Origin of the sequence: Agrobacterium sp. LY4 (assembly GCF_001526585.1) — a bacterium.
In the GTDB taxonomy this organism is placed as follows: domain Bacteria; phylum Pseudomonadota; class Alphaproteobacteria; order Rhizobiales; family Rhizobiaceae; genus Agrobacterium; species Agrobacterium leguminum.
The window spans coordinates 25,392-39,059 of sequence record NZ_ASYA01000033.1 but is presented as its reverse complement, the minus strand read 5'-3'; the positions used below and the strand labels follow the sequence as shown (position 1 = coordinate 39,059).

9 protein-coding genes and 1 pseudogene are annotated in these 13,668 nt (G+C 58.5%); 4 read left to right on the top strand and 6 right to left on the bottom strand.

Annotated features, from left to right (window positions below):
* Nucleotides 1–25: 25 nt before the first annotated feature.
* Together L904_RS20440 and L904_RS20435 are read left to right on the top strand one after the other, a co-directional pair.
* Nucleotides 26–1,366, top strand: coding sequence for a nucleotide sugar dehydrogenase (locus tag L904_RS20440; RefSeq protein WP_020808512.1), 1,341 nt, complete (start codon nt 26–28; stop codon nt 1,364–1,366).
* 4 nt (nt 1,367–1,370) lie between these two features.
* On the top strand, nt 1,371–1,853 hold the full coding sequence (locus tag L904_RS20435) for a class I SAM-dependent methyltransferase (RefSeq protein ID WP_020808511.1): 483 nt from the start codon (nt 1,371–1,373) through the stop codon (nt 1,851–1,853).
* A gap of 34 nt (nt 1,854–1,887) precedes the next feature.
* On the opposite strand, the gene L904_RS20430 is transcribed toward L904_RS20435, so the two are convergent.
* From L904_RS20430 to L904_RS20415, 4 genes and pseudogenes are all read right to left on the bottom strand, one after another.
* Nucleotides 1,888–3,582 carry an adenylate/guanylate cyclase domain-containing protein gene (locus tag L904_RS20430; RefSeq protein WP_020808510.1) on the bottom strand — a complete coding sequence of 565 codons (1,695 nt, stop codon included), beginning with the start codon at nt 3,580–3,582 and terminating at the stop codon, nt 1,888–1,890.
* Between the two features lie 209 nt (nt 3,583–3,791).
* Nucleotides 3,792–4,652, bottom strand: a complete 861-nt coding sequence (locus L904_RS20425; RefSeq protein WP_051671927.1) for an MBL fold metallo-hydrolase — start codon at nt 4,650–4,652, stop codon at nt 3,792–3,794.
* Nucleotides 4,653–4,842: 190 nt separating this feature from the next.
* Entirely contained in the window at nt 4,843–5,298 is a 456-nt protein-coding gene (locus L904_RS20420) for a cyclic nucleotide-binding domain-containing protein (RefSeq protein ID WP_003521299.1), read from the bottom strand.
* A gap of 43 nt (nt 5,299–5,341) precedes the next feature.
* A pseudogene (locus tag L904_RS20415) lies at nt 5,342–8,058 on the bottom strand (ABC transporter transmembrane domain-containing protein).
* Between the two features lie 102 nt (nt 8,059–8,160).
* Between L904_RS20415 and L904_RS20410 the strand changes: the two are divergent.
* Together L904_RS20410 and L904_RS20405 are read left to right on the top strand one after the other, a co-directional pair.
* Nucleotides 8,161–8,364: a hypothetical protein gene (locus tag L904_RS20410; RefSeq protein ID WP_035264427.1), complete on the top strand. Its 204-nt coding sequence runs from the start codon at nt 8,161–8,163 to the stop codon at nt 8,362–8,364.
* A 38-nt stretch (nt 8,365–8,402) separates the two neighbouring features.
* Complete coding sequence (locus tag L904_RS20405; protein ID WP_020813450.1) at nt 8,403–10,208, top strand: alpha/beta fold hydrolase; 1,806 nt, start codon at nt 8,403–8,405, stop codon at nt 10,206–10,208.
* Between the two features lie 20 nt (nt 10,209–10,228).
* Here the strand turns inward: L904_RS20405 and L904_RS20400 are convergent, their stop codons facing one another.
* Together L904_RS20400 and L904_RS20395 are read right to left on the bottom strand one after the other, a co-directional pair.
* On the bottom strand, nt 10,229–12,685 hold the full coding sequence (locus tag L904_RS20400) for a glycoside hydrolase family 2 protein (RefSeq protein ID WP_020813451.1): 2,457 nt from the start codon (nt 12,683–12,685) through the stop codon (nt 10,229–10,231).
* Nucleotides 12,682–13,665, bottom strand: a complete 984-nt coding sequence (locus tag L904_RS20395; protein WP_020813452.1) for a DUF1839 family protein — start codon at nt 13,663–13,665, stop codon at nt 12,682–12,684. The genes L904_RS20400 and L904_RS20395 overlap by 4 nt, the downstream gene beginning before the upstream one ends.
* Nucleotides 13,666–13,668 lie beyond the last annotated feature (3 nt).

Here is a 13,668-nt window from a genome sequence, read left to right as displayed (position 1 = left end):
GCACATGCGCGGAGCGTGACACGCTTTGACTTCCCCAGACACTTCCCGGAACCTGCTTTCCAGCATTGAAAACAAAAGCGCCAAAGCGGGGGTGATCGGCCTCGGCTATGTCGGTCTGCCGCTTGCCATGACGATCGCCAGGGGCGGTTTCAAGGTTGTCGGTTTCGATATCGATCCCGGCAAAATTACCGCGATCGAAGCCGGGCGCAGCTATATCGAGGCCGTTTCGGACGAGGTGCTGGCGAGTGTGAGACAGGATGACGGCTTTGTCGCCACCTCGGATTTCTCAAGGCTGGCCGAATGCGATGTCATTGCCATCTGCGTGCCGACACCCCTGACGAAATATCGCGAGCCGGACCTTTCTTATGTCGAAAAGACCTGTCGCGATATTGCCGCCCATCTGCGCAAGGGGCAGCTCGTGGTTCTGGAATCGACCACCTATCCCGGCACGACTGACGGTGTGGTGAAGACCATTCTGGAAAGTACCGGGCTCGTCTCCGGCGTCGATTTCTTCATCGGTTTTTCACCCGAACGGGAAGATCCCGGCAATCGCGATTTCGAGACCTCGACCATTCCGAAGGTTGTCGCCGGCGATGGCGAGGCGGCCGGAAAGCTGATGGCGGCATTTTACGGTTCGGTGGTCAAAAAGATCGTCCCCGTCTCGACAAATGCCACGGCCGAGGCGGTGAAAATCACCGAAAACGTCTTCCGTGCCGTCAATATCGCGCTCGTCAACGAACTCAAGGTCGTCTACGAGGCGATGGGTATCGACATCTGGGAAGTGATCGATGCGGCGAAGACCAAGCCGTTCGGTTTCATGCCCTTTTATCCCGGCCCGGGCCTTGGCGGCCATTGCATACCGATCGATCCTTTCTACCTCACCTGGAAATCGCGCGAATATGAATTGCCGACGCGGTTCATCGAACTGGCCGGCGAGATCAATACCGGCATGCCGCGTCACGTCATCGGGCGGGTCGCGGAGGCGCTCGATATTCATTCCGGCAAGGCGCTCAGCCGCTCGAAGGTGCTGGTCGTCGGCCTCGCCTATAAAAAGAATGTGCCGGATATTCGCGAAAGCCCCTCTCTGAAGCTCATCGAGCTTATTCAGGAGCGTGGCGGCGAAGCGGCCTATTTCGATCCCCACGTGGCCGAAATCCCGAAAACCCGGGAATATAGCCATCTGATGGGCATGAAATCCGTGCCGTGGGACAGGCAGGCGATCGGCGCCTTCGACGCCGTTCTCGTTGCGACCGATCATGACAATGTGGATTATGTCGCTCTAAGCGAATGGGCGCCGCTTATCATCGACACACGCAATGTTTTCGCGCGTCGGGATATAGCCGCAAAACACATCATCAAGGCCTGATAACATGAGCAGACTCGATAGTTTCATTCGCCGGCTGACCGCGCAGCGGGATATCCTCAATCATGTCGCAGCCGACCTCGATCTGCCGGATGAAGGCGCGCTTATGGAAATCGGCCTTGGCAATGGGCGCACCTTCAATCACCTGCGGGAGCTGTTCCCCAACCGCCGCATCATCGCTTTCGACAGGGCCATGGGTGCGCATGCCTCCTCCGTTCCGGCGCAGGAGGATCTGGTGATCGGTGAAATATCGCAAACCGCTCCGGCTTTCATCGGCTCGGAAGCAGCATTCGTGCATGCCGATATCGGCACGGGCTATCCGGAAAAGGATGCGGTCACCCTTACTTGGTTGCCCGATCTTGCGGCGGGCATGCTGGCGAAAGGCGGTCTCGCGGTCAGCGGCCTGCCTCTGGATCATCCCATGCTCAAGCCGCTGCCGGTGCCGGCAAGCGTGCCGACGGACCGTTATTTTCTCTATCGCAAGATTTGAGATCGGACGCCCCGACAGGTGTGTCGTGGCTATCTCATAAATAGCGCTCGCTCTCTTTTTTCGAGAGCAGGAAGACCTTCATTTGCGAGTTGCGGCCACGGATGGCGATTTCTTCGCTTCTGAGATCGGCAATCTCCTGTCCCGCCTGAATAATGGCTGGTTCGGAAACAACGATGGCTGCGCCGAATTCCTTGGCCTTGGATTCGAGCCTGCTTGCCACGTTGACGGTATCGCCGATGGCCGTCAGGGTTTTGGCCGCGCCATATCCCATGACGCCGACGATGCTCGGACCGGAATGAATGCCGACGACGACTTCCAGGCGGACGGCGAATTGTTTCTCCAGCCCCTCGTTCAGAATTGCGATATCCCGCAATATGGTCGCGGCCGCCTTCATGGCGTTGCGGCAGGCATGTTCCGCGTCCTCGCCAAGTCCGAAAAGCGCCATGGCGCCATCGCCGATGAATTTGTCGAGATGGCCTCCCGCCTGCTCGACGGCCTGGCCGACGATGGTGAAATAGCGGTTCAGAAGGAAGACGACATCATAGGGCAGCTTCGCTTCGGAAAGCGTGGTGAAGTTGCGCAGATCGCAAAAGAGGATGGCGATTTCCTCTTCCCGGCCGGGCCGGGCCGGTTGTGCGTCGGCCGGCAGGTCGCTTTGCTGGGGCGGTGAAACGAGAAGCGCGATATCAATATCGCTGGTGGGGCGTAGCTGGCAGCCGAGCCGAACATCGGAATCGGCATGGATGCGCCGCAATGTGGTTTGCTCGATGTCTCCCGGTGGCGGTAGCGGGCCTTTGCTGTTCAGAACCTTGACCCGACAGGTTGAGCAGCGCCCCTTGCCGCCGCAGACGGAGTAATGCGGAATTCCTGCAAGGCGGCTCGCTTCCAGAATGCTGAGCCCGGCAGGTACATGTACCTGCGCGCCATGTTCATAGCGGATTTCGATCGCCGTCAATCGTTGCCGAAAGCTGCGTACGCCACGCATGGCGAAAACCAGCATTACCGCGCCGACGAACAACGTCTCCGCTGTGCCGGTGATGAAACGGATCTGTGTTTCCATTTCCCGCTGCAGTGGCAGCTCGTCCTTTTGAATCGTGTTGTCGGCAAGTCCGGGCGGAAGCGCGTATTTTTCATCGATTTCCGCCAGCCAGCGGCCGGCATCGCTGAAGCCCAGCAGCGCCAGGAGCGGCAGCATAACGGCCACCGTCATGAACAGCCCGGCTATCCGCGGATACCAGTCCCGGTAACGCAGCCAGAAATAGAGGCCAATGCATCCGTGGACCCAGATCACGATCAAGGCGAGGCTTTGCCAGGCGCCCTGTATCGGGTTGTTGATCCACAGCCTGCGGATGACCGAATAATAGCCGACATCGATGCCATAAAGCATATGCGACACGCGGATATTGACGGCGTGGCCGATGATCAGGAACGGGATCGACAGGCCGAAGATGACCTGAAGCGCTTCGCGGAGCGGCATGCGCAGCGTTCTGCGCAGATAAAGCGAGCGCAGAACAAGACAGACATGCACCAGAACCGAACCGTAAAAAAGCAGGCTGCTGACGGGGTTGAGCCAGATCAGGCTGAACCATTTTCGCGCCCGTTCGGCGGTATCGATGGAGATGAGTGCGAGGGAGTGATTGAAAAGATGGGAAAATACGAAAGCAAATATGATGAGGCCGGATAAAATCCGGGCGCGTCTCAAATTGGTCTCCGAAAAGAAACGGATCATGCAAATCCCATCATGTGGTCATTCAGCGCAGAATCATCATGTAGTATGTGGTGGCACCCTTATTGCAGGCCGTCTCGTGGCAATATCGTGGAGCAATCCATCGGAAACGGTCAATTGTGCGTGTTCGAACGCCCGCATGGCAAGGGATGTCGAATTCAGGGTTTCGAAAAAGCGGTCGGACAGGTCGACTTCGGAGGAGCCAGATTGCGTCAGAGCTCGATGATCTGGCCGTCCATGGCCGCGAAGGCCCCACTGAACTGGGCTTTCGCCTGTTTTTCGATATTGTCCAGTTCTTCGTCGCTGCGGCTCGGGGCGTGGTGGATGAAGCCGACATTTTTTGCGCCGGCGCGTTTGGCCAGGCGGATTGCCTGTTGCCAGGATGAATGGCCATAGCCGCGATAAAGGCTCATTTCCTCATCGGTGAACATGGCGTCATAGAGGAAAAGGTCGACGTCCCTGATCAGGTCGAGCACGGTTTCGTCCATATCGCCCGGCTCGTGCTCGGTGTCGGTGATGATGGCGAGGGACTTTCCTTCCCAGTCCAGCCGATATCCGATGGCGTTGCCGGGATGGTTGAGCATTCCGGTTCTGATCGAGAGACCGGGATGCACATCGAGCGCATCGCCCGGCATGAAGTCCCGCGTGTCGATTTTTGCACAGCAGATTTCCAGCGGCACGGGGAACCACGGCGGGCTCATGAAGTCCTTGAGCATTTCCCGGGTGGTCATGGTACCGGCGAGGTGGCCCGACCAGATGGCGACATCGTTGGAGCTGTTATAAAAGGGCTTGAAATAGGGGAAGCCGACAATGTGGTCGTAATGACAATGCGAGAAGAACAGGTTGACGTCGGTAATGCCTTCCGCCCGCAGGGCGAGGCCAGCGGGATGCAAGCCCGAACCCGCATCGAACAAAAGAACGTGATCGCCGCATCTTACCTCGATGCAGATGGTATTTCCGCCGTATTTTCGGAAGTTTTCACCTGAAACAGGAAGCGTTCCCCGCGCACCCCAGATCTTTACCCGAAAATTTCTATTACTTTCCCGACTTGCTGTGTCGGAATCGAACGCCATGACACACCCCAATAACAACGGAATCTTGCACGCTTTCCTCCCATGAAGCCCGTTGTCTCTATAGATTCTTATATCCGCTCGTTTCTGGCGGACGCCTTTACCCCTTATTCAGTCAGCATTTCATTTATATTGCAATAGTACGACATTTATTTTTCCAATATCGCCATTCAAGGTAGCAAGGAATTGTCGTTTATGTCCGGGCGCCTGCCCGCGCTTTGCTCAGTTCCGCCGTCGTCTGGGTAAGGCGTTCGGCCAGAACGCGCATGACCTTGATCGTGATGTCGGGGAAATCGGACATGAGCTTGAAGAACTGTTCCTTGCCGATGCGCAGGGCTTCCACATTGGTGGAGGCGCGAACGGTCGCGGTTCTGACGCTATCGCAGAGGATAGCGATTTCGCCGACAATGGCATTGCCGGTCATTTCGGCCACTTTCAGCGTACCCGAAGGGGAATCGACCAGAACATCGACTTTTCCGGTCAAGACGACGTAGGCCGCATCGCCGACATCTCCCTGATGAAACAGCACGTCGCCAGCATGATAGGACACCCGGTCGGATGCGAATGCCAGTAGTTTGAGCTTTGACGGTTCCATTTCCGAAAAAAACGGCACCCTTTTCAGCATCTGAATTTCGTCTTTAAACAGCATTGACTTACCCTGTTCTTGTTCCACCTCGGTCACCTTCTTGGATTTATGTTGCGACCATGTCCTTGAATGTACCGTTTTCCTCGGCGAGAGTCTCGTAACTTCCGTCGGCGGTGATCAGGCCCTGATGAACAACGATCACCCGCTCGAACATGCGGGAGAGCGTCGCATTCGACAGGACCCATACGATCGACGGGTTATTGTTGTTCTGTTTCAGGAGTGTGATGACCCGCTCGACAATTTCCTCCTGCTGTCGGGGATCGAGGCCGGGAAGAGGGCGGTTGAAGACGTAATAATCGGATTTGCGGATCAGCGCCCGTGCCAGATTGAGCTTCTGGCGCTGGAGCGGGCCAAGCCGCTTGCCGCCCGCGCCGAGGTTGAAGTCCAGACCCACCGCCAGCACGCGTTCATAGACACCTTGCTTGCGCATGACATCGGCGACGATGCGGGTAATGCGTCGCGAGGCGTCGGTGTAGCGATGGCTGACCTTGCCGAACAGGATATTGTCCAGCAGGCTGGTGGCGCTCATATATTTGGTCGGATCGTAGATTTCGATCACGTTTTTCAGGCTGTCGGGCAGGTTCTCATGGAACATGTGTCGGACTTCGACGATCCGGTTCATGATCTCCGGCGACAGCAGGCCGAAACGCTGGCGAGGCTCGATGTAGAAGAAGCTGAGCCGCAGCATTGCGCGTTTCTCGCTTTCATTGGCCTCGTCGAAACTCCGGCTCTGAAGACGTTGCAGCATCTGCTGATACACCGGAATGTCGTCGGGCGTCATGAAGGTGAGCTGCTGGAAGAAGGGGTGGTCTCCCGGCAGGTCGGCGAAGATTTCCACGATGTTTTCGGCAATCGTGTAACCCATCTCGAAGAGGGTTTTCACGAGGCCGGTTTCGCGCATCAGGGAGCGGAAATAGTCGCTTTCGATGACGGTTCGGATCGTCTGGGAGGAATCCCGCATGGTGCCGAACAGCAGGTTTTCGCCGACCGTCGCCTCGCTGTTATGCTCTCCAGTTCAAAGGGCGCGATGAGGCCGCTCAGATTTTCCTTTTCCAGCTCCGCACGCAGCACATGCCGCAGTTCAACGATGCGTGCGGCGAGATGCAGGTCGGTCAAAGGGTCGATCGACGAACGCAGCGCAAACTCCAGAATATCCTGCGACAGTTCCACACTATCGAGGACGGCCAGAATGGCCCGGATGAGATTTTCCGGCCTGCCATCGCCGGCCGGGCTCGAAGCGTAGTCGATCCATTCGCTGTTGATATCGATCAGCGGATTGCCCGCCATCTTGGCTTCGCGGATTTCCCACTTGCGATGTTCCAGCGCTGCCCCCTCATAATCCCGGTCCGCGAGCGGGGCGTGTTTGAGGCCGTAAAGCAGATTGTCCTTCAGGCTGGCGTGGAAGAAATAGCTGTCCGAGGATACATAGGAAATACGCCGCCCGGTCAGCGATTCCGGCAGTTCCAATATGTCGACGTCGTTGATGCTGATCTTGCCCGAGGTTGGCCAGAGCGTGCGGCCGATTGCATCCGCCAGCGCCTCGGCGCCCGAGCCGCCGACGATGGCGATCACCTCGCCGGGTTCGACCTTCAGCGATGCCTGTTCCAGAAGCCGGCTGCCGCTATCGTCCTCCAGCGTCAGATTGGCGACGACGATCGGGGCGCTGATCGCCGCGACTGCGCCGGGAGACAGTTTCTGCACCTTCTCGTCGATCATGTTCGGGGCATCGAACTGCTCGAAGACCTGCTCGTATTTCACCTGCACGTCCTGACGCGCCTGATCCCAGTCGATCAGTTCCTTCAGCGGTCCGGGCAGTTCCTTATAGGCATTGATGACGGCGACCAGCTGCCCGACATCGAGGCTGCCCTTCAGTGTGAGATAACCGCCGAGCGCATAAAAGAAGAAGGGAGTGAGCTGTGCGAGGAAGTTATTGATGAACTTGACCAGAAACTTCCACTGGTAGAGATCGTAGCGGATCTTGAAGATATCGCCGAGCCGGTGCGAGGCATCCGCGCGCTCGTAATTGGACGTGTCATAGGCATGGATGGTGCCGATACCGTCAACCATTTCGCCGATGCGTCCGGCGAGCTGGCGGGCGCTGAGTTGCCGCTGGCGGCCAAGCTCGATGAGGCGGCGGCGCATTTTGGGAATGATGCCCACCTGTATGGCGGCCATGAAAGCCGCGATCAGGCCCAGCCAGAAATTCTGAACGAGAATGAAGAAGAGCGCGGAGAGCGCCTGGCCGCCGAGAAGGGCCGGCTGCACGAAGGCGTCGCCGGTAAAGCCGCCGAGCGGCTCCACCTCGTCCTTCACCATGCTGGAGATTTCCGCACCTTTGACCCGCTTGAAATGGGAGGGTGGGAACCGCAGGATCTTGTCGATGAGCTCGAAGCGGATGCGCCGCAGAAGCCGCTCGCCAAGGCGGCCCTTGTAGGTATTGATGTAATATTTGAAGAGCCCGTTGATGATGACAAGCGCAAGGAACGTCAGGCTGAGCGCCATCAGCATCGACATGCGGTTGAGCTCGAGCCCGGGGAATAATGTCACGGTGCCCCAGTAGGGGATATCGACCGTGAGATGCATGAAAAGCTGCGTCGCATTCGCCCCTTCGAAACCATCCCCCTGAATTGGGCCGTTGACGATCTGCTTGGGCAGATCGAAGGCGAGGAAATAGGGGATCATCGACAGGGCCACGATCAGCAGAATGAAAAGCTGCTGCCGCCTCGTGTGCGACCAGATATAACGCGTAAGGCTTTGTTCCATATAAAACTTCTATGACCTGTCGGGCGTGGCCCGGCGTGTTGGTTTGCGCGGTGTCTAGACGATCCGGTGGCCGGGTGGCGCAACCTCCTCCTGCAAATAGGTATGGGACTCGCTATTTATCAGTATATTCAAGCGGTTTCGAGCAAAATAGCGGCCCTGCCGGGACTTGCCCGCCATCCCGGTGTTCGTTTTTGCAATGTGCGGGCGGCAATGGATATAAATGCGACTATATTTTTAGACTTCTCTAATGTTGTTGTTTTTATTGTAGATCAGGCGGTAAGACGCTTCGATACAATGATCCCGTAATGGTTGAGCCAGACACTGGCGCAATGATGGCAAGGTCGATGGCGATAGATATTTCAGAGCGTACAGGCAGCGATCCGTCTCTTGATGCATTGTCGCTTTCCGGCATTGCCTCGAATGGGGCGGTTGCGCATCCGGTCTCTTTTGATGGGCTCACCGGGATTTTCCATCCGGCGCGCAAGGATGTCAGACAGCGCCATGCCGTTCTTTTCGTCAGCCCATGGGGCATGGAGGAGCTGTGCAGCCGCAAGTTTCAACGGGTACTGGCCGAGCGGCTGGCCGCTTGCGGTGTCGCCAGCCTGCGATTCGACTATCTGGGCGCGGGTGACGCCTTCGACCCTGATGATGCAGGCCGTGCAGCGGACTGGATTTCCGACGCGCGCGTGGCGCTCAATTGTCTGAAACGTCTTTCCGGCTGCGCCGAAGTGGTCGTTGTCGCTCAGGGTCTTGGCTGCCTGATTGCTGCACAGGCGTTTGCCGATGTGGCTGAAGTGGGTTCCATGGCGCTTCTGGCGCCTGTCGTTTCCGGCCGCGCCTATCTGCGTGAGCTGGCGATGTGGTCCTCCATGATCGACGATGGCCTCGGTCTTCGGCCCGCGCAACGGATGACGGAGGCGGGATCGATTGCCGGCATGGCCATGCCTGCCGGTGTTGCCGATGCGATCAGGAAGGCCAATCTTTCAAATCTGACCGCTGCTCCGGCGCGCACCATTCTGGCGCTCTCCCGGCCGGGCCGCGTAACCGATGCCGACTTCGCCAGGCATCTCATTGCGATTGGCGGTGCGGTGGAGGAGGCGGAGTTTTCAGGTTACGACGATCTCGTCTCCAGCCCTACGCTTTCGAAAATATCCGACGATGTGGTCAACCGGCTGGTCGATTGGGTGCTCTCCCAGACCCATGCCGAGAGTCCGGCGATCTTCCAGGAGGATTTCACAGTCAATGCTCCGCAGCGTGGGCGCGGCTTTGTCGAGCAGCCGGTGCAATTTGGAGAAGGCGGGCGGCTTTTCGGTATTTTTTGCGGGCCGGACGACCGGGAGGCGGTTTCTTCGGTTCTTCTGCTTGGCGCGGCTTATGACCGGCATGCGGGCTGGGGCAGGCTTTCCGTACAGATGGCCCGTACATTGGCGCGCGAGGGGGTGGCATCGCTTCGCTTCGATGCAGCTAATATTGCCGACAGCCCTCCGGTCAAAAACGTGCCCGAGCAGGTTCTTTACGATGCCGCGCAGAATGACGACGTGGCTGCCGCACTCGATTTTCTCGGCAAGCGCGGCAAGGGACCTTTCATTGCGGCGGGTCGGTGCAGCGGCGCTTATCTCGCCTTCAACGGCGCAATCGCCGATGGGCGGATCGACGCCGTGGTCGCGGTCAATCCGGTTGTCTTCCATTGGCGCAAAGGCCGCTCGGTGGATGAGGCCCTGCATAAACGCCCGCGTTCCTTCGGGGAATACAGCCAGCGCTTTCGACAGGGTGCGACATTCAAGCGTCTCATCAGCGGCGATGTCGATGTGGCAAGCGCAGGGCTGAATATCGTCAAGGCGACGATCAAGAGGCTTTCGACAAAAACGGCGAGGCTGTTCCGCAGGGGCAGCGAGGAAGGGCGTGCCGTCTATGGCGCGTTCGACAAATTGAAAGCGAATGATACCGCCGTTCATCTGCTCTACAGCGACAACGACGATGGTCTGGAGCACTTCCAATATTACTTCGACGCCAATGGCAAAGGACTGGCCGCCTATAAGAACGTGTCGCTGAGCATTATTCCCGATGCCGATCACAATCTTTCAACGCCGGAAGCCAAACAAATCTATATCGACGCGGTGAAGCGGCTGGCTCTCGCGCATTTGCAGTAAAAATGCCTGGCCGTCATGCCCTAGAAGGAAAATCGCCGGCTGGAACCCAGTGACACGACCTCTCCGGAAGGAGGGGCTTCCGTCGCCGGGGTCTCCGGCAGGAGGCTGATTTTTCTTGTTTCGCCGGGGCCGAGATGGAACCAGTTTTCCGAGGCGTAATAACCCTGCACCTCGACATGGACGGACTGCGCCAGCCGGTCCGTGCCGATTTCAAGAGACCAGTTGCCGCTCGTTTCACCGATCGCGACCTGAAGGTTCGCGGCGTGCAGCGCCTTTTTACGGCCCAGAGGGAAATGGAATGCGTCGGCGATCACATGTCCTGTCGCAACGTCGCGAAGCCGGGCGACCGTTACATCATGGGACGGAGGGCCGAAACGATAGGCATAGGTCGTATCGAAAAAGGCGCCGAACAAATCCGTTGCGGCAATGGTCTGGCTCTGTCGCGGCGAAAGCGTGAGCGGTCGTTTGGCGTGGACGACGGGTTGCACACCTTCGCGCAGGCAGGTCAGTTCCAGCATGGCTTCGAGGCCGCCGCCGGTCTCGTTGACGAGGTGTATATCCAGCCCGTTCGTGCCCTCATCGGAAAAAGTAACCTGAATGGGGCGGAACGCCCTTTTCAACGCGTGCCAGACGGATTTGGGCCGGCCAGTGGCATCGATGACGCCCCAGCCTGCGCCGGGAACGAGATCCTGCAGGGTCCAGACCAGAGCGCCCTGACAGGAGGAGCCGCTGCGCCGCCATTCGGCGAAAGTCGCCTCCATGACCTCGGCCGTGGCGGCCCGGGACATGTCGAGATAAAGGCTGCCGTCTTCGCGACGCAGAACATCCGGTTCGACGTCGTAGAGCAGCTTCAGATAATAGTCGCGAACATCCTCGAAATCCCAGGATGCCCCGCGATCCCGCGGTGCGCGTGCCTTCAATCGCGGATCGTGCACGGCCACGCCGGGTAGATATCTGTCCAGCGTTTCCTGTTCGGGAATATTGGCGAAGGCGAGGCACTCGGCGGCGAAGCGCAGATTGGCGCGGCGCGCATCTTCCAGCGGGCGGCAATAGGCGCCCACGCCGTAATAATGGCCGACCCCGACGTTGGGAAAAAAGGGCAATGCGCCGCCGGATGGGGAATTGGCGACATAGGCTGTGTCCGGCCGCTTCTCGGCAAGGAGTTCCGGCAGAACCTCCTCGGTGAGCGTTCCCTTCCATATCTGTTCCGGCAGACCGAGCATCGCGCCCTGCTGGTACATTTCACTGCCGCCGCAGAAGACGGTGAGCGATGGAGAAAGCGCGGTGGCTTCGAGGAACTGCGAGATTTCCGTGACGATATGCTGGCGCAGGCTCTCGTCCTTTGCCGGGTAATCGAAATTGGCGAGCATGGCGTCCTGCCAGACCATGATGCCGAGTTCGTCGCAAAGTGTGAAAAATTCCGGCGTCTCATAAGCCATGGTGCCGCCGATGCGGATCATGTTCATGCCGGCTTCCGCGGCTTTTCTAAGCCATGGCTCGTAGTTCGTCCCTGTTCCCGGCAGGCGCACAATATCGGCCGTCGTCCAGACCGCGCCGCGGCAGAAGACCGGCTGACCGTTCACCTCGAGGCCGAAACCATTACCGTCTTCGCCATGATCGATCTCGACCCGCCGGAAGCCGGTACGCCCCAGCCTATGTTGTTCGCCGTCCAGTTCTAAAAGCGTGTCGTGCAGCGCAGGCCTGCCATGGGTGTGCGGCCACCATGGTTCGACTTCGGGTATGTAGAGCTCGCCGGAAAACTTGCCGTTCTCATCCCTGGAAAGATCGGCGCTGTAACCCGCGCAGCCAAGCCGTGCCGATTTTATGGGCCGCTTGGTTTCCAGCGCGATGGCGACCGTTCCCGTTCCTGCCTCGTCCAGCGAAGATCGGAGCGTGCAAAGTACCGCTTCCTGTCTGATCAGACTGATGGGTCGCCATGGGCCGGCGGCGTGGATTTCTGGGCACCAACCGGGCATGTAACCGAGTGCGGTGGTACGGATCAGCCGCAACCCCTGGGTATTCATCATCTGCGGCCGCCAGCGGGCGCGGGGACCGGTTTTTTCAAGTCTCGGCGCAAGCGCCCGGAAGCAGATGCAAAGCTCGTCCGCGCCCGTGAGTTCGACAGGCACTTCCAGCCTTTCGAACATGCTCTGGCTCGCGGCAATGAGCTCGCCGTTGAAGAAGATTTCGGCAATGGTGGAGAGACCGTCGAAGCGCAGGGTGGCGCGTTCGCGCGTATCGGAAATCATCGTCAGCCGATACCAGGCATCCCTGTCATTTAGAGGCGCCGGGGCAAGGCGGTCGAATTTTCCAGCCGCTTCCAGAGCCTGCGCCACGGTGCCGGGAACGGAGACGTGAAGGCTTTCAAGCGATGCGGGAATATCGGACGGAGTCTCACAGGCATCGGCGGGCGTCAGCGTCAGCGTCCAGCCTTCGCTCAGCAATTCCTCGCTTTCGCCGGGAAGATAAGTCCTCACGCGGCCTCGCTGGCATCAGTGAGTTTAGTCGAAAGCGCTTCCATCACACCATCCCATGCATCCGCTGCCGGATCGAGCACGGTGGCCAGTGCATCAAATTTGCGGCGGGTGACGGCGCGGGCAAGTTGGAACTGCACGGTCTTGGCAACCTCGGAAATCTTGAGCGCGTGGTCTCTTGCTTCAGAAAAACCGTCCGCGTCCAGCCATTCGAAGTGACTTGCCGCCAGTTCGAAATTGGCGCCGAGCTGGCGCAGCGTGTTGAAGGCATATTTGTGGAAAAAACCGAAGGGTCGGTCGGCGACCTTTTCCACCTGCGCCGGAAAAACGCCGGCAAAAGCGCGGACAGGGTTGGCGGAGGGCCGTCTGGAAAAATGAAACTTCAGGAGCCGTTCGGCCGTCTTGCGAATATGTGCGGGCGAGGGGCTGCTATCCGCGAATTTCGCAAATTCGGTATAGGGCAGGAAAGGCGGGTCGGTCTCGGCCAGATGATGCTGGAACAGACCGTCAAAATCTTCGCCTGCAAGATGGAAGAAGCCGGCATTGTGGAAATAGTCGAGTTCGCGCTTCGCGAGGTCGAACCGATTGATGGCGATGGTGGTCTTGCCATGCTCCTTCCGGTAGCCCACCCCATGGGTATCCGGCATATAGAAGCTGTCCATCTCGATCAGGCAGATGCGGCCGCGTGCGAGCTGCGCCTCGATGTGGCTTTCCACGCTGTCGAAGATCGCAAGTTCGGTGGCGCGAACGCCATAAAGCGCCTCGAGGTCTTCCAGCGGCACCTTGAAGAAGGTGAACTGGTCGCCTTCGAAATCCTGCGTGAGCGTGAAACCGAACATGGCTTCCGGCGGCAGACCTTTCGAGGCCAGCACCTCGATCCATAAATCGATGTAGCAATTGGTCTCCGGCCACATTCTCTCGGAGGAATGGAGCGGATGCTGCACATAGTTTCTGGGATCGAGACCGGGGAAAATCTGCCGCATGAA